This is a genomic window from Gemella sanguinis ATCC 700632, from assembly GCF_000701685.1.
Classification (GTDB): domain Bacteria; phylum Bacillota; class Bacilli; order Staphylococcales; family Gemellaceae; genus Gemella; species Gemella sanguinis.
In genome coordinates, this window is the sequence record NZ_JNJO01000019.1 from 1 (window position 1) to 24,456 (window position 24,456).

At 30.2% G+C, this 24,456-nt stretch carries 13 protein-coding genes; 8 read left to right on the forward strand and 5 right to left on the reverse strand.

Translation table 11 applies throughout. The features are described 5' to 3' along the window. Window positions 1–157: 157 nt before the first annotated feature. The 3 genes from T369_RS0106845 to nagA form a co-directional block, all read right to left on the reverse strand. Window positions 158–1,189, reverse strand: a complete 1,032-nt coding sequence (locus T369_RS0106845; RefSeq protein ID WP_031553446.1) for a cyclically-permuted mutarotase family protein — start codon at window positions 1,187–1,189, stop codon at window positions 158–160. Window positions 1,190–1,270: 81 nt separating this feature from the next. Next, entirely contained in the window at window positions 1,271–1,993 is a 723-nt protein-coding gene (gene nagB / locus T369_RS0106850; RefSeq protein WP_031553449.1) for a glucosamine-6-phosphate deaminase, read from the reverse strand. A gap of 26 nt (window positions 1,994–2,019) precedes the next feature. Then, the gene (gene nagA / locus T369_RS0106855) at window positions 2,020–3,165 is read right to left on the reverse strand and encodes an N-acetylglucosamine-6-phosphate deacetylase (protein ID WP_031553452.1); all 1,146 of its coding nucleotides are present in this window, start codon (window positions 3,163–3,165) and stop codon (window positions 2,020–2,022) included. A 511-nt stretch (window positions 3,166–3,676) separates the two neighbouring features. On the opposite strand from nagA, the gene T369_RS0106860 reads away from it, so the two are divergent. The 4 genes from T369_RS0106860 (at window position 3,677) to T369_RS0106880 (ending at window position 9,763) form a co-directional block, all read left to right on the forward strand. Beyond that, window positions 3,677–5,617: a KUP/HAK/KT family potassium transporter gene (locus T369_RS0106860; RefSeq protein ID WP_031553454.1), complete on the forward strand. Its 1,941-nt coding sequence runs from the start codon at window positions 3,677–3,679 to the stop codon at window positions 5,615–5,617. Between the two features lie 310 nt (window positions 5,618–5,927). Continuing rightward, the gene (locus T369_RS09335; protein ID WP_051618989.1) at window positions 5,928–8,639 is read left to right on the forward strand and encodes a G5 domain-containing protein; all 2,712 of its coding nucleotides are present in this window, start codon (window positions 5,928–5,930) and stop codon (window positions 8,637–8,639) included. Window positions 8,640–8,870: 231 nt separating this feature from the next. Further along, entirely contained in the window at window positions 8,871–9,251 is a 381-nt protein-coding gene (locus tag T369_RS0106875; RefSeq protein ID WP_031553456.1) for an iron-sulfur cluster biosynthesis family protein, read from the forward strand. A 68-nt stretch (window positions 9,252–9,319) separates the two neighbouring features. Further along, the gene (locus tag T369_RS0106880; protein WP_031553457.1) at window positions 9,320–9,763 is read left to right on the forward strand and encodes a hypothetical protein; all 444 of its coding nucleotides are present in this window, start codon (window positions 9,320–9,322) and stop codon (window positions 9,761–9,763) included. A 77-nt stretch (window positions 9,764–9,840) separates the two neighbouring features. On the opposite strand, the gene T369_RS0106885 is transcribed toward T369_RS0106880, so the two are convergent. Beyond that, complete coding sequence (locus tag T369_RS0106885; RefSeq protein WP_031553459.1) at window positions 9,841–10,824, reverse strand: YSIRK-type signal peptide-containing protein; 984 nt, start codon at window positions 10,822–10,824, stop codon at window positions 9,841–9,843. 783 nt (window positions 10,825–11,607) lie between these two features. Here T369_RS0106885 and T369_RS09020 point away from each other — a divergent pair. From T369_RS09020 to T369_RS0106910, 4 genes are all read left to right on the forward strand, one after another. Further along, a complete protein-coding gene (locus tag T369_RS09020) occupies window positions 11,608–14,766 on the forward strand; it encodes an SHIRT domain-containing protein (RefSeq protein ID WP_162164964.1) in 3,159 nt (1,052 codons plus the stop codon). Window positions 14,767–15,177: 411 nt separating this feature from the next. Next, window positions 15,178–15,897, forward strand: coding sequence for a YebC/PmpR family DNA-binding transcriptional regulator (locus T369_RS0106900; protein WP_031553463.1), 720 nt, complete (start codon window positions 15,178–15,180; stop codon window positions 15,895–15,897). A gap of 9 nt (window positions 15,898–15,906) precedes the next feature. Next, on the forward strand, window positions 15,907–16,467 hold the full coding sequence (locus T369_RS0106905; RefSeq protein ID WP_031553465.1) for an RDD family protein: 561 nt from the start codon (window positions 15,907–15,909) through the stop codon (window positions 16,465–16,467). 72 nt (window positions 16,468–16,539) lie between these two features. Continuing rightward, window positions 16,540–17,289 carry a DeoR/GlpR family DNA-binding transcription regulator gene (locus T369_RS0106910; RefSeq protein ID WP_031553468.1) on the forward strand — a complete coding sequence of 250 codons (750 nt, stop codon included), beginning with the start codon at window positions 16,540–16,542 and terminating at the stop codon, window positions 17,287–17,289. Between the two features lie 87 nt (window positions 17,290–17,376). Here the strand turns inward: T369_RS0106910 and T369_RS0106915 are convergent, their stop codons facing one another. Continuing rightward, a complete protein-coding gene (locus tag T369_RS0106915; protein WP_035496504.1) occupies window positions 17,377–24,111 on the reverse strand; it encodes a ZmpA/ZmpB/ZmpC family metallo-endopeptidase in 6,735 nt (2,244 codons plus the stop codon). Window positions 24,112–24,456: the final 345 nt, after the last annotated feature.

A 24,456-nucleotide genomic window follows, 5' to 3' on the forward strand; every position in this document is an offset into this window, starting at 1 on the left:
AGCTCTTTAGCGTCGAATGTAGTTGGGTTTACGCCCTGCGAGACTAGAACGTTGCCAGGCAACAGTGACCTTCCTTTTGGAAGGTCTTTTTTTTTTATAAATAATGTATAGATATCCCTCCTTACTAGATAGTATCTAATTAGGAGGGATTATATATTTATTTTTTTGTTTGGTGTATATGTGGACTTCTCACGGCTGGTTTGATTTCTCCCATAATTGAATATATATGAGTATCTGTTGATAATAGTGCATGTCCACATGGTGCTTCAAAGTTTATTTCGTCTAGTTTAGACCATGTATTATTCTTAAGATTATAAACTAGTTCGTGTTTATTCCATTTAAAGTCTTCTACAGGACGTCTAAAGTAAGTATCACGATATTTTGCATGTTCTTCACCTGTAAGAGTACTAAGGTTGAATACTGCGTCTTTCCAAACGTCTTTATCAAAGCCTCCTATAACTAATAGTTCATCTTCATTTAGTTTACACCAATCGGCACCTAATAATGAATATTCATAGCTATCTATTATTACATCTGTTAGTTTAGTCCAAGTTTTTTCTTTAAAGTCATATTTATACCCATCACTATAAGTTACGGCAGCACCGCCACCATAAACAATTAGTGAGTCATTGTATACATAACTTAAAGCTTGTGAGCGTAATTCCCCAGGAAATTCTGTTTCAACTTCGAATGTTTTTGTTTCTAAGTCATATGAATATAGTTCATTTGTATTTTTTCCATTTATAGATCCAATACCAAAGTAAAGCTTATTGTTATAAACTTCAGCTATAGTATTTTCTACAGTTAGAGGTAATGTTCCAATAATATTGATATTTAGTTTATTATCTTTTATTGTTAATTCTAATATATCAGATGAAGATTCATCTTTATTTGCAATATAATATAATTTATCTTTATAGTTAGCACTAGGACCGTAAGCTAGTGGATAATCATGTTGAACTTGATCTAGTAATACATGTTTATTATCTTTTATTTCATATAAGTAGATGTCTTTATGTGTTACTTTAGTACCACCATCTACTGGCAAACCACCAGGAAAGTTAGCACCACCACCAAAGATAATCTTATTATCTATTACACCTTTTAGTAATCCAGCAGTTCCAATATTTTTTTCATAACCTTCTTGAGGAGCAACTACTCCAATTTTTTCCCATTGTAATTTATACATAATGTACCTCCCTAAAATTTTATAAAACGTTTACATTACTATGGTAAATAAAATGCTACAATTTGCAGCATTCTATTATATTTAATTTCTAAAATCAGCTTCTTTATCTACTAATACGTAAACACTTGGGTGTTTTTTCAATACAGTACAAGGAATACTTTCATCTATAATGTCACTGTCTATTAGATTTTTAATAGCAGCTTGTTTTTCTTTACCAAAAGCTAATAAAATAATGTGTTTAGCTTTCATAATATCGTTAATTCCCATAGTAACAGCTTGTTTAGGAACTAAATTTACATCATTATCGAAGAATCTTGAGTTAGCTTTAATAGTTTCTTCTTTTAAATCAATAACGTGTACGCCGCTGTTAAACGGTGTTCCTGGCTCGTTAAAACCTATGTGACCATTTCCACCAAGACCTAGTATTTGGACGTCTATAGTAGTGTTATTTAGCTCATTTTGATAGTTTTCTAATGCTTTGTCTAAATTTTCAGCACTAGCATCTGGAACATGAGTATTACTTTTATCAATATCTATATGATCAAAAAGATTTACGTCCATAAATTTATGGTAACTTTCTGGGTGATCATAGCTAATACCTACATATTCATCTAAATTATAACTTTTAATATTTTTATAACTAAAGTTTCCTTCTTTATGGTCTTTAATCATTTCTTCATAAAGATCTGTAGGTGTAGAACCAGTAGCTAAACCTAATGTAGAATTTTCATTAATTAAACTTTTTAAAATTTTGTATGCTTCTTTAGAAGCTTCTTTTTTTGTTTCGAATACTAAATATTTCATAAATAAAACTCCTTAATCTCTTAAATTTAGTCTTTTTTAAACACTTCTTTACCTCGTGAGAAAGTATTTAATACTTCATAATCAGAATTTATAACTACAAAATCGGCATCATAACCAACTTTTAATTTCCCTTTTCTATCTCCAAAACCAAGCATTTCTGCAGGGTTTTTTGTACAAGAGTTAATCGCAGATTCTATAGGAACAAGAGCATCTTCGATAAGAACTCTTAAACCATCTATAACACGTAGTGTAGAACCAGCTAAGCGACCATCATCACGATGAGCACTACCATCTTCAAAAATTTCCATATTTTCACCACCAAAGATGTAAGAACCACGTCCACATCCTTTAGCACAAAGTGAATCGGTAATCATAATACCATGGTGTCTACCTTTTGCAGTAAAGTAAGTATTTAAGGCGTCTGTAGTAGAGTGAATACCATCACAAATAACTTCACCATAAACATCATGAGCACGAAATGCAAAGCCAACTTGACCGCCATCACGATGATGGAAACCAACCATACCGTTATAAACATGAGTTTGAGAACTTGCACCATTAGCGAAGGCTAAATAGCTTTCTTTATAATTACAAGCAGAGTGGCCAAGACTAACACGAATACCTTGGCTAACTAAGTATTTAGTTAATTTATAATCAACATCTTTTTCACAAGCGATGGTAATTAATTTTATTAAATTATCACTAGCTTCTTGGAATTTTTTAAATTGTTCAACACTTGGAGTTTGAATACAGCTAAGAGGTTGAGCACCGCGCTTTTCTGCATCTAGATATGGACCTTCAAAATGAATTCCTAATATTTCAGAGCCTTCATAACCTTCACGATAAACTTTCGCAACATTAGCTACAGCTTTAAGAAGAACTTCTTCAGTTTGAGTAATAGTAGTAGGTAAGAAAGACGTAACTCCTTCACTCGGTAAATTTTTTGTCCAGTTACGTAAACCTTCTTCTGTGGCATCATTAGTATCATAACCGTAAGCACCATGTGTATGTATATCTATAAAACCAGGTAGAACACGATTACTACCAAAATCATAATCAACTTTATCGAAGTGATCATAATCATAAACAGCAACTATTTTATTATTTTCAACTTCTAAAATAAGAGGAAGAAATTGGCTACTTGACCAAACTTTTTTACTTTTAATTAACATAATAACACCCCTTCTATTGTGGAAAATACTCTAACCTCACAAAAAACATTTACTATTAAAATTTAATGTGTTAAATTTTTCCTTTATACTTATGGTAACACAAGAAAAGTAGTTTTGTAAAGTAGAAAAGTAAATGTTTTCAAAAAAAAAGATTAAGGAGAAAATTAATAGAAAAGAAAAAATATTATAAGAAAACATAAAAACTAACCTTGTAAAATTAAGAAATAATTAATTTTAATTTATTAAATTATTAGATTAGGGTTATCCCTATAGGTATCAAAAATATAAAATAAGAAATTTTAATTATTAAATCAATTATACTTATTTTATAAACAGCAAAATATAGAAAATATATAAATAGCTATAATATTAAGTCTAAAATAGTATAAATTTAATAAAATTCCCTCTTGACTTTAAAAATAAGAGGTCTATAATAATATATGAAAATAAAGATGGTTTTTAGTAAATTATCTTTATTTTAATTTATTTATGTGAAGGATAGAGTAATATTATGGATAAGAAAAAACTAACTTTTCTTGGTGTAATAATAACTATTGGGATTATCTTTGGTGATATAGGAACATCAGTTCTATATGTAATGAAATCATTTGTTAAAAACAGTGATGGAGCACTAAATGAAATGTTAATCCTGGGGTTTATTAGTTTAATATTTTGGGTAATGACTTTACAAACAACAACCAAATATGTATTAATAGCACTAAGAGCAGATAACCATGGTGAAGGTGGAGTATTTTCACTTTTTGCATTAATAAAAAATAAAACGAGAAAAAGCGTAGTATTTTTAGCGATGTTAGGAGGAGCTACATTACTAGCTGATGGAATAATAACACCAGCCATAACAGTAACTTCCGCGGTAGAAGGACTACATGATATTTTTCCAAAATTAGAAACTGATGATGTAATAGTAATGGTATTACTTATTTTTATTTTCATATTCTCATTTCAACGTTTTGGAACTAAAAAAATAGGATCGCTATTTGGTCCAATAATGAGCTTATGGTTTTTATCATTGTTATTTTGGGGTAGTAGACAAATACTAGCTAATCCAACTATTTTAAAAGCATTAAATCCTTATTATGCCTATAACTTATTAGTTACCCAACCAGGTATTTTTGTTTTATTAGGAGCAGTATTTTTATGTGTATCTGGAGCAGAAGACTTATATGTTGATTTAGGACATTGTGGTAGAAAAAATGTTAGAATGGCATGGACATTGGTAAAAATATGTTTAGTAGCCAATTATTTTGGACAGGCAGCATATTTACTATCAGATAAGTTTGACGCAGGTAAAAATCCATTCTTCGCGATAGTTCCTGATGAATTTTTAGTACTACAAGTACTATTAGCTACACTTGCTGCTATAATAGCTAGTCAAAGTTTAATTACTGGATCATTTACATTAATTTCAGAGGCGATAAAATTAAACTTATTCCCTAAATTAATAATTAAATATCCTACAGAGTTAAAAGGACAAGTATATGTTGCAACGGTAAATATTATACTGTTTATATGTAGTAGCTCAGTAGTATTATTCTTTAGAACAAGTAGTAATATGGAAGCGGCATATGGATTAAGTATTAGTATAACAATGTTTGTAACGACAATACTATTATCAATATATTTATTCAAAATTAAAAATAATAAAGTAGCTTCAATAATATTCTTATCATTCTTTGGAGCAGAAGAATTATTATTCCTATTTGCGAATAGTTTAAAATTCGTTAATGGTGGATATATAACTGTTATTATAGCGTTATTTATCTTTACAATAATGTTTATTTGGCATAAAGGAACAGAAATTAAAGAAAGAGAATCACAATATCTAACTGTTGATAATTATAAAAAACAATTATTACAGCTAAGTGGTGATAAGAGTATTCCTAAATATGCGACTAACTTAGTTTATTTAACAGGTGCAAAAAGAGAAGAAGATGTTGATTATGCGGTATTATATTCAATTTTAAATAAACAGCCGAAAAGAGCTAATGTTTACTTTTTTGTTCATATAAATGTTCTAGATAAACCTTATAAACGTGAATATAAAGTAACGAAATATAGCGATAAAAAAATATTCAAAATTACTTTTAATCTAGGATTTAGAGAGCACCAACGAATAAATATGTTTATGCATCAAGTAATAGCTGATTTATTAGAAAATAAAGAGTTAGACTTGCAACCGACTAAATATAATTTAAAAGGTAAAGTAGAAACAGTTGGGGATTTCCGATTTGTATTAATAAATGAAGTATTGGGTAATAACAATGGTTTATCTTCATTTGATACATTTATTATGAGTTTAAGATTAAAATTAAAACGTATAACTGTAACTCCAGAAAAATGGTTTGGATTAGATACAAGTGTTACAACAAAAGAATCAGTACCACTAAATGTAGTTCAAACAAAAGTGAAAAAATTACAAAGAGTATATTAAAATAAAATTTCCTATGTAAATTAGAAACATAGGAAATTTTTTTTTATAAAGAATAAGAGAATAAGAAAATTAATATAAAATTCATGAAAACATAATATAATATATTTTCAAATAAATTAATAAGTAACATAAAAACTAGAAATAAAAGAAATTCTTCATTTTTATCATATTTATTACCATAAAAACAGTTATTTTATTATTTTATATAAAAAAGTGTTGAAATTTTACTTTATATTTGGTAAAATCAGAGGTATATAAAATCTTTAATAAAAAAAAGATTTTTTTAAAAAAAAGAGAGGAAAGTATATTTATGAAGAAAAATATTTATTCTATAAGGAAATCAAAATTTGGAGCGGTGTCGACTAAAATAGCGGCAGTGACGTTTTTAATGTTGGCAGGAGGTGTAGCAGTATCTGAGTTAAATACTACTGCATATGCTGCTGAAACAACACAAAATAAAAATGAAGAAAGAAAAATAGAAAGTCCTGTTGAATATAAAGGCGATGTAACAAAAGAAGTAGGTTACAAAGAAGTTAAAGTACAAGGAAATGATGGGAAAATTATATTAAAAAATAATGGGAATGAAAGTACTGTAGAAAGAGTAGAGCCTACTATAACAAAAGTAGATTTAGGTACAAAACCAAAAGTAGAAACAAAAATAGAAAAAGCAAAAGTAGAATATAAAGTAGATGATACTAAAAACTATGGAGTAAAAGAAGTTGTAAAAGAAGCAAAAGATGGAGAAAAAACTACGACAACAACGTATAAAATAGTTACAAAACCAAAAGTAAAATTAAGTGAAAAAATAGAAAAAATGCTTAATTCTGATAATTATATGTATACAGATGAAAAGTTTTATTCTATAGATAACTCAAAAGAATTACCAAGTGATAAAATAGTAATAGATAAATTATTTGTTGCTATTCCTGAAAAACAAAATATAGGTAAAAAAACAGGAGTAAGAGAATTAATACAGACAGGCGAATATCTAGTAGAAGAAGGTAAGTTAAAAGGTAAGTATATAACTCCAGAAATGATGGATCCAACTAATAAGGATTTAAGAGATATAAAAAGAAGGTATTATGGTGTAGACGAAGAATGGGAAAATCCAATAGGTTATGATGCAGAAAAGGATACATATGATTTTTCCAATGATAAGGTTTTTTATAGAGTAATACTAAAAGAAAGTAGCGATAGTATAATAATGTTATCAGGTGGACATTATTTAACTAATGAAGTACTTAAAGATGAAGGTGAAGATAAAGCTGTTGAACGTTATTTCGCAAAACATATTATTACAGAAAGTATGTATGCAGATGCAAAAGCTAATTATCAAAGATTACAGTTAGCAAAACAAAAATTAGGTGAATTAACAGAAAGTCAAAAAGAACTTGTAAAAAATACAGAAATAGCATTTAATAGTATTACACAGCATTATAATAATATAAATGGTTATAGTAATAGTTTAAATATTACATATGAAGGAAATATTCCAGATAATGTTAAAAAGGAATTTGAAAAACAAATTTTAAAATTACCTTATGAAATTAGAAAAAATTTAGTACAACTAAGAGTAACAACAAACGATTTAGCTCAGACAGAACATTTAAATAAACATAATAGTAAATCAGTAGGAATTGCAAATTATTATATGAAAAATATAGATTTGAAATATGAAGATAGAGGGTTTAGAGCTATTCCGACAGAAAATGGCAAAAAAGTAATAGAGATAGAATTAAAACAACCGGAAGTGTTATTGAATACTTTAATGCATGAAATATCACATATAATTGATGTAACAGGTGGTTTAGGGAGTAAATATATAGGAGCAGATGGAATGAAAGGTGTAGGAACGATAGATTCAGATGGTAACTTTAGTCCTTATAAATTATCAAGTTCAAAAGAGTTCTTAGATGTTTATAATAAATATTTTGAAAACGAAAAAAATTATACAAGTTATTTAAGAACATCTAGAGAAGAGGCTTTTGCTGATTCATTTGGGAAGTATATAAATAAAAGAATATATGGAGTCCCTTATACTAGATATAAGAATATAGATGGTGTTGAATATCTATTTACAGATAAAAATGATCCTAATTATGCTACAGCAACAACACCAGTAGACAAAGCTGAGTATTACTTTGCGAATCTGTATAATAAACTATTCGAACAACCTACAGAAGCGAAGGTAGTAGTAGATACAATAAAAGAAACAAGCACTCAAGTACAAAATGGTTTAACAATATTAGGGACAAAACCAACAGAAGAAAGAAAAGTAATTCGTTATGAAACTGAAGTGAAAAATGATAATACTTTAGAAAAAGGACTGAGAAAAATAGTTCAAGCAGGAGTCAATGGAGAAATATTAAAAATTACTTCTTATGCATTAGCAAATAAAGAAACAGGAGAGTTATCTTCAACAACTACTGAAAAAGTAGTAAAAGAGATGATAAAAGAAGTAGTGTTGTTAGGAACAAAAGAGGTAGAGCAACCAAAAGAGGAAGTAAAACCAGACGAAACTAAACAAGAACAACCGAAAGAAGAAGTAAAACCAGACGAAACTAAACAAGAACAACCGAAAGAAGAAGTAAAACCAGACGAAACTAAACAAGAACAACCGAAAGAAGAAGTAAAACCAGACGAAACTAAACAAGAGCAACCAAAAGAGGAAGCAAAACCAGAAGAATCTAAAAAAGAGCAACCAAAAGAGGAAGCAAAACCAGAAGAATCTAAAGAAGAGCAACCAAAAGAGGAAGCAAAACCAGAAGAATCTAAAGAAGAGCAACCAAAAGAGGAAGTTCAAACGGAACAACCAAAAGAAGTAGAAAAAATAAAAGATACTTCAAATAAAAAACAAGAAAAAACAGTAAAATCAGCAAAAATAGCTAAAATACAAAAACATAAACTATATGTAGGAAGTAAAAAATTACCGAATACAGGAGAAACTTCAAATTCAGCTATGTTAATAGGGTTGGTATCACTAGCGGTAGCAGCTAGACTAAAACAAAGTAAAAGTAAATAGGAGAAAAATTTAATTACACTTTAATTATAGCTTTAACTTTATGTAAAGTTGTGTCTATATAATAATAAACATAACACACATAAAGATTATATTCTAAAACAAAGTAGTTAAGGAAATAATTTTTAAAGTTAAAATATTTTTTTTCATAATATACGGCTCATCGAAAGATGGGCCTTTCTCCTTGTTAAAGAGAGAAAATAAAATGTATAATATAAAAAAGAAGGTGAAAAAATGAATATTAACTTTACAAGTAGTGCTGAAGAGTATTTACAAAATAGATTAAAGAATAAGAATATAGTAGACTATAGATTTATATTAGATTATACAGATGGACAGAGTCCATATAATGATGATATGATAGGTTGTCACTGTCAAGATTATACAAAGTATAGATTGTTGATAGTTTTAAAAAATGACAAAAATATAGATGAAAAAAAATATGATAAGAGTTTTGAAACAAATTTAGGAGAAATTAGATATCCTTCATTTTATGAAATGATGTTAGACAAAGAAAACTTTATAGATTATCTACCAAATAGCTATGGTTTATATTTGAAAAGTGAAGCGGGAATAATAACACCGCAGGTGAAACTATTAGAAATAGAGTATTAATACTCTATTTTTTTTATGAATAAGTATGATATAATGAAGATGAACAAAGAATAAAGTAGGTTAGAAAAATGGAAAAATTAATAAAGATATTATTAAGTATGATTTGTTTAACTGCTTTGACATTGTATGGAGAAAAGCAGAAAGTAGAACAAAATCAAAAGATTCAATATATATTAGAAAAGTATGAAGATAAAAGTGATGAAGAAAAACGAAAAATAAGACAAGCCGAAAAAAGATTAGTCAATCACGTGATTAAAGATTATAAGTTGAGAAATAATGAGAAAATAAACAAAATTAAAGTAGTTGAATATAAAAAAGTTTTAATGACTGATTCATGGAGAACAGATGCATGGAGAGGTATAATAGAATTAAATGATAAATATAGAATTGTATTTAAAGATGAAGGAATAGGTGAATATATTTATAAAATAAGTTATAATCAGGATGAAATAAAGAATTATTTCGTTACTTATAATGAATTTAATTATATAGATATAGAGTACTATAAATAAGGCAACCCCCTAAAGTTAAACAATTTAGCTTTTAGGGGGTTTTGTTTGTAAATAATTTTATAAAGAAAAGTTTCCTATTATTTTTGTTTTCTTCTTGTTGCTATACCAGCTAAAGTAAGAGCTCCAAGACCTGCTGCAAGAGTAGAACTATCAGTTACCCCAGTATTAGGTAATGTTTTTTTAGTTACTATATGCTTAGGTGTTGGCTTATGAAGAGGTTCAGGTTTAGGTTCAGGTTTAGGTTCAGGTTTAGGTTCTGACTTAGGCTCGGGTTTAGGCTCTGGCTTAGGCTCAGGTTTAGGTTCTGGCTTAGGTTCTGGCTTAGGCTCAGGAGTTGGTTCAGGTGTTGGGGTTAAAGCTGTAAGGTAGAACACTATATTATTACCTTGACTATAACTATAAGGGACACCATCCTTAATTACAGATACAATATCGTTAATAGGAGAGAAGATTAATCTACCATTAGACTCAGTTAATGGAGTAGTAACATCTTGTGTTTCTATTTTATTAGCTTTGTCTCCCTTGGTATTAGTAACTTTTTCTACAGTAGCATTTTGTAATGTAAGAACTTTAGAAATAAACTCATAACCTGAAGGTAAATCAGGTAAAACTGTATCTGCTGCTTTTGTAGCATCTGTTTTATTATTTTCATATACTTTTTCTATTATAGTCTTACCAGTAGCTTTATCAACATATTTAATCTTACCTAATCTAGAGTAGTAAACATCTTGGTTTATATCAAGATTTTCTGGATCTGCTACAACTGCAGGTGCTTCTTTTTGGTCAGCGTAGAAACCAGGTAACACTGGAGTAGGAACAGCTGGTAATACCGCGCTGTCATCTCCATTTGTATTTGTATTTACACTTACACCAGTAATACTAACATCAGGTGTAGTTAGTTCTGTAGTAGGAGTGGTAGATTCCACTGCAGCTGGAGTAGTATCTTCTACTGCGTGAGCGTTAGTACTGTTAAGAGCTAAGGCGAAGAAAACACCTAGAGCAACAGAAACAGTACCAAATGTGTATTTTCTAATCGAAAAATTGTTATTTTTATTTATCATAATATTCTCCTTTATTTTTTTCATAATATATTTGATATAAAACTTAAAAATATAACATTAATTACAATTACTATTATATATTATCAAAGTATTTTTGTCAAAATAATATATAATAAATCAAAATCCAGAGAATTAAGTTATAGAAAATCAATCAAATTTCTTTTATTTAAAGGTATTTTATGGTTTTTTTAAGAGAAGATAAATCTACAATTTATAAAAAAACAAAAAAATAAACATTATAATTTAATATATAAAAAATACTAAAATTATAATATATTAAGATTCTAGGTTCTATGTAAAAAATTAAATTTAAAAGCTAGATTTAGTAACAGTGATAAAAGTATTAATTGTATTTATTGTAATATTAATGGTTTTTATTTGGTACTAACTTAATAATAAATTAATGTAAAAATTTAATATATATAAAGTGTATAAACTAACAAATTTTGATTGTTAATAAAAGTAATTAAATTATAAATAATAAAAAAACATTAAATATAATATTCTATAAAAATACTAGTAATTTTTATAAGAATAACTGTAAAAAATATAGAAAACAAGAAAAAACAACACAAATAAAATAAAACTAGAAAAAATTTTAAGTATATTTAAGTTTTAGATTTACAATTTCAAATATATTTGATATAATTATTGCGTAAAAATACAATAATATTAAATTTTATTATATTATACTACTAATTATAAAAGTAAGTTGAAGAAATTTATAAGAAGAGTATAGATAATAATAGAAAAGGAAAGGTTTAATATATTATGAAAAAAAACATGAAAAAAATAAAATTTCCAATAAGAAAGCTAGCTATAGGAGTAGTACCATTATCTGTAGGTTTAGCTTTAACCCAACCCGCAATTTTAAATAAAACTATTGCTATGGCATCAAATGTTAGTGCTGAAACAGGTTTACAAGGAAATATCAGCTCAGAACAAGAGTTAAATGATAGAATTAAAAGTAACGCACAAAATATGGTATTAAGTAATAATATAAATATTAAAAATACGATAAATATTTCTAGTGCTTTTAATGGGAAAATTCATGGTAATGGATATAGTTTAAAATTGGTAACACCTAACATAGATATGGTTTCTGTAAATGGAGGTAATGTCACATTTGACAGTGTTACATTAGATGGTGGTGATATTGGAAGACCGCTTGCTATCAGTAATAATGCAGATGTTACACTTACAAAATCAACTATTCAAAGAGGTAATACAGGTAATCAAAGTCAAGGTGGTGGAGTGTTTATTAGAGATTCTAAATTAAAACTAGATAATACTTCAGTTCAAGATTCAAAAGCTGTGAAAAAAGCAGGAACACCTGATGATGTTCGTCCAGATGGTGGAGGAATATATGCATATAATGCAGAACTTACATTAGAAAATAAATCTGAAGTTTTAAATAATACTTTAGTAGACGGACATGGTAATGGTGGTGGTATTCATGCGACTAAAGACTCTAAAGTAAAAATTTCTGACACCACTTTTTCTGGAAACCATGCATTTGCAGTGAAAGTTGAAGCTAATGAAGGTGGAGCATTATTTGTAGATAATGGAACAAAATTAGAAGTATCTGATTCTACATTTAATGTAGCTAAATCATTTAATACTGGTGGAGCCATAGCGATGCGTCATGCAACAACAACGGTTAAAAATACTAAATTCGATATCAATAATTTAGGTGATGCATATGGTATAAGCGGAGGAGCAATAGTAAGTAGTGATAGTGATCTTAAAGTTGACTCATCAACATTTACTGCAACTGGTTCAAAATTAACATTTGCAGGAGGATTTATAGATATAGTAGGTTCTGGGAAGTTTTCATTAACTAACTCAACGTTAACAGGAGCAGGATCTTGGTGGAACGGACCATCAATTGCTACTTTTGGAGGAGCAATTGCTTTTGAATCAAAAGGAACATCAACAGCCATTATAGAAAATACTACTATAAAAGATGTAACTACAGATGAAAATGGAGGAGCAATTACACTATCTACTAGAAAAGAAGAAGAAGGTTCTGTAAATCTAATACTTCGTAATACAGATATTATTAATACAAGAACTAGATTTGCGTGGAAAGATACGCGTGGTGGAGGAATCTACGTAGGTAAAGGAAATACACTAAAAGTAGAAGGAGGATCTATTAAGAATGGATTCTCAGTTAAAGGTGGAGCTATTTACAATGATGGAACTGTAGAAGTATCAGGTGGAACAGAAACATCTATTGCAAATAATACATCTTATAAATATGGTGGAGGTATCTATAATAATGGAAGTTTATTAGTGGATACAGCAAACTTTGTAAATAACTCTAAAGTTAGTGACGGTACAGCAGGTGATGAAGAAAACAGCGGAAAAGTAAAAGAGTATGCTGGGGCAAGTATTTACGCTAAAAAAGATGTAACAATCACACCTAAAGCACAATTTGATGAAAAAGATGTAAGAGTATTAGATCAAGAATCAGCTCTAGTATTAAAAGGAGCGTTAACTAACAAAATCAATGTTTCTATCAGTGAACAAGAAGGTGGAGAGAATAAAGAAATATCAAAGCGCCAAGTAGGATATTTAGTGGCAAAAGGAGATGGAACATATACACCAACAAAAGAAGATGCTAAATTATTACATTACTTCACAAGAGATACAGAAGGTGTAAGTGATTATTCAGATCATAACTCGCTAGCTAAATGGGATTATGTACTTAACCCAGAAAATAATACAATAGTATTAGGTCAAAGAGCAAAAGTTGTTTATGATGTAAATGCAGATAACGCTAAATTTTCAGATGGAAATAAAGTTATTGAAGAAGTAGTAACTTTATATAAACCAGATTTAAATCTACAAGAAACTACTCAGATACCGACAAGAGAGGGTTATAGATTTAAAGGATGGTTTACAACAAAAGATAATCAAAGTGATAAGTTTACAATATCAAAAGAGTCATTTGGAGTAACGGGAGATCAAATAGTTTCTCCAATAGCTAAAGAAAGTATAACAGCTTATGCAGGTTGGGAAAAAGAACAAAAAGTAATTTATACGTTTGTAAGCGAAACTGTTGGTAAACAAATACCGTTAGTAGTAGAGGCATTAAAACCATTAGATAATGCAACTTACATAAAAGGGGAAAAAGTAACACCAAAACAACCAACTCAAACAGAAGTGGCATTAGAAGAAGGTAAATGGGTATTTAAAGGTTATGAACCAGATGGATCAGTAACTGTAGAAAATACAGATATTAATTTCAAAGGTGTATGGGTCTTTGAAGAAACTAAGACACCAGAAAAACCAGAAACTCCGGAGACACCAGAGACACCAGAAAAACCAGAAACACCAGAAAAACCAGAAAAACCGGAGACACCAGAGAAACCAGAAACTCCAGAGACACCAGAAAAACCAGAAACACCGGAAAAACCGGAAAAACCGGAAACTCCAGAGACACCAGAAACTCCAGAGACACCAGAAAAACCAGAAACTCCAGAGACACCAGAAAAACCAGAAACTCCAGAGAAACCAGAGAAACCGGAAACACCGGAGACACCAGAGAAACCGGAAACTCCAGAGACACCAGAAAAACCAGAAACTCCAGAGAAACCAGAAAAACCAGAGACACCAGAGAAACCGGAAACTCCAGAGACACCAGAAAAACCAGAAACTCCAGAGAAACCGGAAACTCCAGAGAAACCGGAAACTCCGGAGACACCAGAGAAGCCAGAGAAACCAGAAACACCGGAGACACCAGAAAAACCAGAAACTCCGGAAAAACCAGGGATACCGAAAAAATTAGAAAATCCAAGTGTTACAGGGAAATCAGAGGTAGTTAAAGAACAAAAAGAGAAACTGGCGCAAACAGGTCAATCTACAACAAATACTGGAATAATAGGAGTAGGTTTAATGATGTTAGCTACAATGATTAAGCGACGTAAAAAAAGATAAAACAATATAGATTTGTGTTATATTTTTAAGCTTGAAAAAGGCTGAAGGTAAAGATAAATCCAATAAATATAAATTTAAAGTTTTGTCAAATTTAGAGTAATTAAACATACTAAAGAAATGCTAAACAACAAAAAGTTGCTTAGCATTTTTTATTAAAAAATTTTTTTATAAACTATAAATAGTAAGATATGTGTTTATTTGTAAATAAATGTTTGATATAACAAAACACAAGTAAAAACGATAATAAAATTCTTGAAAAAACAGCTTATATATTGTAATATAGTAGGGTGTATAATGTTTTTAATTAAGTATAGAATCACAGGGAAATTTATACAAATTAAGGATATTTATAATGTAAATAAAAGTTTTTTAAAACTAAAACAAATTAAATAAAAGAAAGAGAGATTTATTATGGGTCGTAAATGGAATAACATTAAGGAAAAAAAAGCCGCTAAGGACGCTAACACTAGTAAGATATACGCTAAATTTGGTCGTGAAATCTATCAAGCTGCGAAAAGTGGTGAACCAGATCCTGAAAGTAATAGAAATCTAAAAGTTGTTCTTGAGAGAGCAAAAACATATCGTGTACCAAAAAATATTATAGATAGAGCTATTGAAAAAGCAAAAGGTGGTAGTGAAGAAAACTACGACGAATTACGCTATGAAGGTTTCGGAGTTAGTGGAACAATGGTAATTATTGATACTCTAACTAATAACGTTAACCGTACAGCTGCAGAAGTACGTACAGCATTAGGTAAAAATGGAGGTAACTTAGGTGTTACTGGTTCTGTTAACTATATGTTTGATAATACTGCAGTTATCGGTGTTGAAGGAAAAAGTGCAGATGAGTTATTAGAAATCCTTATGGAAGCTGATATCGATGCTCGTGATATCGTTGAAGAAGATGAATTAGCAATTGTTTATGGTGATCCAGAACACTTCCACGAAATCCAAGAAGCATTAAAAGCTGCAGGTATTGAAGAATTTGAAGTTGCTGAAATTTCTATGATTCCTCAAAACGAAGTAACTTTAAGTGAAGAAGATAAAGCTAAATTTGAAAGAATGTTAGAAATGCTTGATGACTGTGATGATGTTCAACAAGTATATCATAATGTAAACTTAGAAGACTAGGTAGAACTAATGGTAAAAAAAATAAAAAAGAATAATTCATATAGCTATAATGAAAGAAATATAGCTCCAAAATCAACAGGAAATGTACCTGAAGAGATTAATCAAGAAGTGCCTGATTTAACAGGAGAAGATGCATCATCTGTAAAGAGAATAATTGCCTATGTAATAGACTTAGCAATTTATTTACCAATAGCACTTTTATTCCAATATACAAGTCATAACCTTCAAAAAATAGGTGGACCTGAGAATGAAAGAAATGCTTTGTATATGATGATTTCAATAATAATTTTTGCGATATTATTATATGGATACTTACCAAGTAATTGGAAAGGGCAAACTATAGGTAAAAAAATCTGTAAAATAAGAATAGTTCCTACTGATGGTAAGAAAATAGATTTTTCTAAATATTTAATTAGAGAATTTTTAGCAAAAGTAGTTTTATTCTGGTTTACTATACCGTTAGTATCGTTCTATTTCTTGTATCAAAAATATGTAGCAAGAGAAGTAGATCCTATTTTGTTACATGATAATTTATTAAATACAAGAGTAGTAAAAGCACAAGAAAAATAAAATTGTTATAGTTGTCTAAGTCTATATATGATTTAGATGACTATAATTTTATCTGAGAAAAGAGGTGTAAGTATGTTAAAAATAGATAGACATAGTTATATTTTAAATGAATTAAAGAAAAAACACTTAGTTAGGGTAAATCGTTTAGCTAATGACATGAAAGTAACTGAAATGACTATTAGACGTGATTTAAAGGAACTAGAAGATTATGGTCATTTAACTAGAATTCATGGTGGAGCGAAATTAAAACCAAAAAACTTTTATCAAGAAGATAATTTTAATAAAAAAATATCTGTCAATGTTGATGAGAAAAAAGAAATAGCTCGTAAAGTAGCTGGATTAATCAAAAATAATGAAACTATTTTTATCGGTGCAGGAAGTACTACTAGTTATTTAGCGGAATTTCTACAAGATAGAAATATAAATATCGTAACTAACTCTATGACAGTATTTGAACAATTTAAAGATAATCCATCATGTGATCTTATTTTTATCGGAGGAAGATACAGACCTAAAACAAAAGGTTTTGTAGGATATTTTACACAAGATGCCCTTAGTAAAATAAGTGTCAATAAAGCTTTTGTAGGGGTTAATGGTATTGATTTAGAGAAGGTAACGATATCTGATGAGGAAGAGGGGCGTTGTAATGATACTATATTAAATAACGCAACTGAAAGATATGTGCTTGCGGATCACAGCAAGTTTTCAACTCATGCTTTTTATTCGTTTTATAGATTAAAAGATTTAACAGCGATTATTAGTGATGATAAGCTTGATGAAAATATAAAAGAACAATATAAAAAAGAAGTATCAATATTATAAACATAACTAGTCTTTGGATTTAATCCATAGGCTAGTTTTTTTATTAAAAAGGCTAGGAAAATTTATTCCTAGCCTTTATTTTTAAATCTATTTGAAAATAGAAGTTTTGAAACTATCTGTTTGTTGAAGAAGTTTCTTGAAGACAGCTTCTTTTAGTTTTGTTGTATTATTTGTAGATACTGATTTACTACCGTTGTTATTAGTTTTTATAGTTGCGGCATCTTTAGCTGCAGCTTCTTTGAATAAGGCAAGTAAATCATTATATGAAGAAACTGTTGTTCCATTTATTTCAAATGTTGATAAACCATTTGAAGCTTTGTCTTTAACTTCTTTGAAGTATGCTTTTTTGAATTGTTCTAATGTTGAGAATTTACCATCAGAGATTTTGCTAATGATAAAGTCATCACCTAGAGTATTCTTACCACTGTTCTTAGCTTCTTGTTTATATTTATTAGTAGCATAACCTAGGAATCCTTTTTCATATCCATAGTAACCCCATAATCTAAATGTATTATGTTTAAATGACATTCCTCCAGGAGAACCTTCACTTGTGTTACCACCGTATATACCTGTCATCATAGGTACGTTGACATATGCAGAAGAAAAATCATTAGGTTTATAGATACCATTTCCAGGTCCGCGGTTTGTCATAAAGTTATTATCTACTAAGTCATCAACTGAGTTAAGTTGAATTTCTTTTTCAGCATCGTTTAGAGCACGAACATTGTCAAATTGGTTTTTCGAGTCACCTCTCATTTGTTTATCGACTTTCTTGAACCATAGATTATTTAGTTCTTTATTATTTTGACTAAGAACTGCATCAGCTTCAAGGTTATCTAACATCATAAGAGTATCATTATAACCTTTCATATAGTTATCAATATCTTCACGTGATTTAAGATCATTTGGATTAGTATTATACCATTGGTTACCATCATTAGGTCTTTCAAATGCCATATTTAATCCTAATGCACCGTATTCACCTTGATGTCCTTGTGTAGCAGGTGATTGAAGCATACCTTGGGCAAAGGCTTCAACATCTGTACCTTCGCGGCGACCGAAATCACCGAAGTAAACAAGGCGGTCATTTAAGTGAGTAGTCTCGTGTGTGAAAGCAGAAGCTCCGTATTCACTAATCATATTAGACATTACGAATGTTACTTTAGCACGATTATCATTTGGATTATCGTAAATACTTGCATAAGCTCCAGCAACAGCTCCGTTATCACCGTAGTATTCTCCTACAGGTCCGTAGATTTCACGGATTGGAGCGTATACTTCAGTGCTGTTTTTGAATTGGCCGTAACGTTCAGGCCATCCTGGCCAACCGTGACCCCAAACATAGAATCCTTCCCAAACAGGATACACTATATCTTTAAATAATCTATTTTTAACTTTATCAAGAGACAATCTGTGCCAGAAGTCAAGATAATTAATTTGACGTTGTGCAGCTAAATCAATCTCAGGTTTTAGTTTTTCTAAAGTAGTATTGTATTTATTAGCTGTTCCGTAAGACATAGTGTCATAAGTAGAGATTAGGAACATTTCTGTCTTATCTAGATTCAATAATGGAAGAATCATTTTTTTGTGTAATCCACGAGTTAAGTTATCGTAAGCACGATATTTATGCTCACCAACTCCTTCGTTTTGAGAAGCTTTTTCTACTACATAGACTTTATCTTTTGTGGCATCGATGAACCAATCGTTCATATTATCAATATTAGTGAATAGTTTTCTATTGTAGTCTAGGAAACTATTTAAATCTCCAGATTTAGTATATTTAGCTAGAACTTCACCGAAAGCATCGTATGTTCTTGAACCACTGATATTATTCTCTTTAGATCCGATTTCAATTAATCTATCAAGAACATCGACATTTTTACCGTAGAAATCAGGTTTAAATAACATTAATTCTTTAATGTTAACATCATCGAATTTAACACCGTAGTAACGATTTAAGTACGTTAAACCTAATAATAGGGCAGCTTTATTTTTCTCAACTTTATCAAGAATCATTTGTTGAGCTGCGGAAGAATTATTAAGTTGGTGATCTTCATTTTCAACTAGTTTAGTTACTAATGTATTTAAATTAGCTTTTACATAATCGAAACTTTCTTCTAAAAATAGATTTTTAATCGCATTTACTTTATTTGGTCCTGTTCTACCAAGTTTTTGGTAAATCGGATCAGATTGTAGCTCAATAGGGCTTAAGATATTTACGATACCGTTGATTAAAGCACTGTGATCTTTTTGAACGATATTAGGTGTATATTTAATACCTAAGTCAGTTACAGTGTATTCTTTAACATTACTTAATCCTTCATCGCTAGAAGATAAGTTGAAGTAATTTTTTGTTCCATCTGCATAATGAACGATAATTTTATTTGCATCACTTAAGTCAGTTACAAAGTTATTGTTGTTCATAGGTGTAACTGAAAGAACTTCTTTAGTATTTAAGTTATGGTTCTTATCTAGTTTATTAGCTTGATATACAATGTAATCTTTGTTGTAGAATGGTTGTAATTTTTCAATATTTTTATAAGCTTGTTTATATTCAGGATTGTAATCTTGAATATTATTATATGCTGTTTCGCTAGTAGTTACGTTGTTTATAGTATTCATACAATATGGATCACTTTCGAACTTGTCGGCTGTGATATTATAACCAGCAACACGAGCATCAGCTTCGTCTTTAGTTAAATGTTTAAGTTTATTAGGGTTCTTAGTATCTTTACCAGTTCCATCCTCTTCAGAACTATAACCAATTACTCCGAATAATTCTTTTACAAACGGTCCACCATCTTCATCGTTAACATCATTAGAACCAAATATTTCTTGTCCTTTGATTACTTTAGCGTATGTTACGTTGTTTTGGACAGTTCCATATGGCCATGTTTTAGCAGAAATACCACCAACATTTCTAGTGTTTTTAACATCAAGTGTACCTTTAGCAACAGAATTTGTTAATTTTGCTTTAGTACCTGATAACCAGCTGTTTAGCATATATGTAACGAAAGGAACAAGCATACTTGCGTTGGCATTATTAGCTGTGATTGTAGCATCAACATAGGCTCTATTAACAAACCCCATATAGTTAGAACCTGCAATACCACCAACTGTTGAGTTATTACCTACAGAGTTGATTTTTCCAATAAATGCTACATTTTCAAGTTTACCATTTTCATCTATTTTATTAACTAATCCAGCAACATCATTATTACCAGTTACTGAACCAGAAACTTTAACATCTTCGATTAAACCATTATTTTTAATATTAAATCCAATTGTCGCAATTTGGTTTTGTCCTGGTCTATCTATCTCAACATTTTCAAAGTTAATGTTTTTAATAGTACCACCGTTAATAACATTAAATAAAGGATGTTCTAAATCGTAGATACCAAAGCGTTTATCTCCATCACTTAAAAGTCTACCAGTAAATTCACTAGTAATATAAGATTTTCCATTAGGAACAATGTTACGAGCGCTCAAGCTTTGACCAAGTTTGAATTCACCTGAAGGATTAGCTTGAATAGCATTTACTAATTCTCCAAAGTCGTAGTAAACATTGTTTTCGCTAGGTTTAGGTTTAGCGATGTGATAAGTATATGTTTCAGCAAAATTATTATTTGCATTACGTTGTACTAAATTATCAGCTACTGCAGTTACTTTGTAAACTTGTTTACCATCAACTGTAGTTTCTTCAATTTTTTGAACCCCTAGTAAATTAGTTTTGTGATCATTAGAAGTAATTTTTAGATAGTAATTACTTAAATCTTCAGGAATTGAAGATAAGCGAGTAGCATCTGTTTCTGTGTTGTTTTCGTATTTTATTAAATCAGTTCGTTTAATATCTTTGATTTCAATTTTCTTAAGGTCTAGTTGGATAGGTTGATCTGCAAGAGTTTCAGTTTCTTCACCATTTCCACGGTCATAAATCATAGTAGTAGATAATGTGTACTCTTTGTAGTAGTCAAGGTTATCCAGTAGAGCATCTAGACTATCTTTAGTTAAATCTACAGTTTTTACAATAGTATCGCCTTTTTTCAGTGTTGCTTTAATAGATTTAATTTCAGTGTTAGTAGGATTATCTAGAGTGTACTTAGCTGTAGCTGTACGTTCTAAGTCTTTTTTCTCGATATTAGTAAAAGTTAATATAGGTTTTTCACTAAGTTTTACTAAGTTCTCAATAGCTTCTGTAAGACTCTTAGTAGCTTCATCTACTTTGTTTTGAGTAGCATCACTATCGTTAAAAATAGTATTCGCAGATGCTAATGTATTTTCTAAATCTTTCCATGTTTGAGTAGTGTGCTCTTCTTTACGTCTGCTGTTTGCAGAGTTAATAACATTTTGTAAAGCAGTTTTATCTACAGCAAGAGCTTTTATCGCATCTTCTAAAGCTTTAGTAGCTTCGTCTATTTCGCTTTGTTTTGGAAGCGGAGATGTTTGGTCGTTAACTTCTTTAGCTTTTAACTCTGCTTTTTGGAAGTTACCCCAAGACTCTTTGCTGTAATCAGCTTCTTTTTTAGCTCCAGCAATATTTAATTGGTTTTTCAGTTCAGTTTTATCTACTGTTAGATTATCTATTGCTTTTTTCAGTTTTTCAGCAGCTTCATCAATTTGTTGTTGTGTAGCATTTGGATTGTTTTTAACATCTTCTGCAGCTTTTTTAGCTTTTTCTAATTCGCTCCAACTATCATTGCTGTGGTCTGTATCTTTTTTAGAACTTGCATCAGTTAATTGTTTCTCAAGTTCAGATTTATCAGTGTTTAGACCTTCAATAGCTGCTTGAAGTTTATTATTAATATGATCAATTTCACTTTGTTTAGCATTACTGTTAGATTTGATTAACTCAGCTTCAGCTAAAACTTTTTGTAAGTTTTCCCAACTAGATGAGCTATAGTCTTCTTTTGTTTTTGCTTTAGAGTTTGTGATAGATTTTTCTAAATCAGATTTATCAACATTTAAAGCATCTAAAGCAGCTTTTAGTTTAGCGACTTGATCATCGACATCACTTTGTTTAGTAGATTCAGAGTCGTAAATACCTTTAGCTGCATCTAAAATAGGCTGTAAAGCTTCATAACTAGTAGTAGAATAATCACCAGTCACAATAGCTTTAGCTTTATCTATTTGAGCTTTTAAAGCAGCTTTATCAATTTTTTCTTCTTGTTTTTCCTCTGGTTTAGGTGTTGGTGTTGGAGTAGGTGTAGGTTGTGGAACAACTTCTTCCTTAGTACCAACAGCTATTATTTTATTAACAGGTTGTTTAGTAATTGAACTTCCAACAACTTTGCTAGTTGTAACTCCATTTGTTGTAGTAAATTCTGTTGTTACAGTACGTTCACCGTTAACACCTTCTTGAATAACTTTAGTTTGCCCTTTAGGTAGATTTGCATCATTTTGAGTTATTGTCTCGAAAGGAACGACTTCAGTAGAACTCTTAGTAGTGACTACAGGTTTAGTACTAGTATCCGGAGTTGGTGTTGGACTCGGAGTTGGTGTTGGACTCGGAGTTGGAGTCGGAGCCGGAGTTGGTGTTGGAGCCGGTGTTGGAGCCGGTGTTGGAGCCGGTGTTGGAGTTGGTATTGGACTCGGAGTTGGACTCGGAGTCGGTGTCGGAGTCGGAGCCGGTTTTGGAGTTGGCGTTGGACTCGGTGTTGGTGTTGGAGTTGGGCTCGGAGTTGGACTCGGTGTTGGAGTTGGAGTTGGGCTCGGAGTTGGACTCGGTGTTGGTGTTGGAGTTGGGCTCGGAGTTGGAGTCGGAGTCGGTGTTGGAGTTGGAGTCGGAGTAGGACTCGGCGTTGGTTTTGGAGTTGGAGTCGGAGTCGGTTTTGGACTTGGCGTTGGAGCCGGAGTTGGTTGTGGAACAACTACTTCCTTAGTACCAATAACGACTATTCTATTAGTAGGTTGCTTAGTAATAGAACTACTAATAACTTTGCTAGATTTCGAACCATTAACCTCAGAAACTTCAGTTAAAATAGTACGTTCACCATTAACACCTTCTTGAATAACTTTAGTTTGCCCTTTAGTAAGACTCGCATCATATTGAGTCATAGTCTCAAAAGCAACAGCTTCTGTAGTAACTTTTAATTCCGGTTTATTTTCAACTAATATTTTATCTCCAGTATTTGGTGTTGTTTTATATTGGAATGGAGTAGTTGGTTTAGTTCCTAATTTTTTATTTCCTTCTTTAGTTGAAGAATTAGGTAAAGTGTCTAAATCTTTAAGAGTAAAGTAACCAACATAGCAATATCCATCAATATCAATAACACCATTAGCTAATTCGCTAGAATTATTAATAACTTTTTGATTGTTATATTGAACAAGTTGTTTATTCTCAAAAGCAAATGATTCATAAGGTAGAACTATACTTTGACCCATTGCTCCGATTAATACAACGCTTAGCACTTTATTTCTATGTTTTTTAGAAAGTAAAAGAACTACAAGAACAGCAGAACCTAGACCTAATCCAGCTAGAGGAAGTGAACTTTGACCTGTGTTAGGTAATGTTTTTACCTCTGTTGAATTTTTATCTTCTTTGTGCGTACAGTTAGCTTCTTTTTTATAAACCATATAATAAGTTTCGCCCTCATTTATGTCATTAGGGACGCTTTTCTTAATTAAGGTTTTTTCTGCCTCTGTTAATTCATTTTCCGCTAAGTAAGTGAACTTAACATTAGTGCTTTTTGTTTCAGCAGCATGAACATCAGTTGGTACAAAACTACCAAAAATTAAGGCACCAATAATAACAGGCGCCGCACCAAAAGAAAGCTTTCTAATAGAAAACTTTAAAACTTTATTGTTATTTTTATTATTCTTCATAAAATACCTTTTTCTCCTAGTTTGTCTTTCATTGCCATTATATTCTATCAAAAAGAGCGTTTTAATGCAAAGAAACTACTTATTATTTTAAGGAAAATTTTTTAAAAATTATGCAGCTTAAATAGAGTATGTAAACTTTAAATAAACTAACAAAAATTAAAATATAACAAGTACAATACTGTAATATAATTTAGGTATTACAGAAAACAATAATGTTAAAGTCGCTAAAGGTTTGTAAATACATAAAAAATAATGTGGTTTAATAATAAAAAATCTAAAAAAATATTATATTGAAAAGATGTTATTTAACAGAACTCTAAAAAAATGAAAAAATCCTTATGTGAG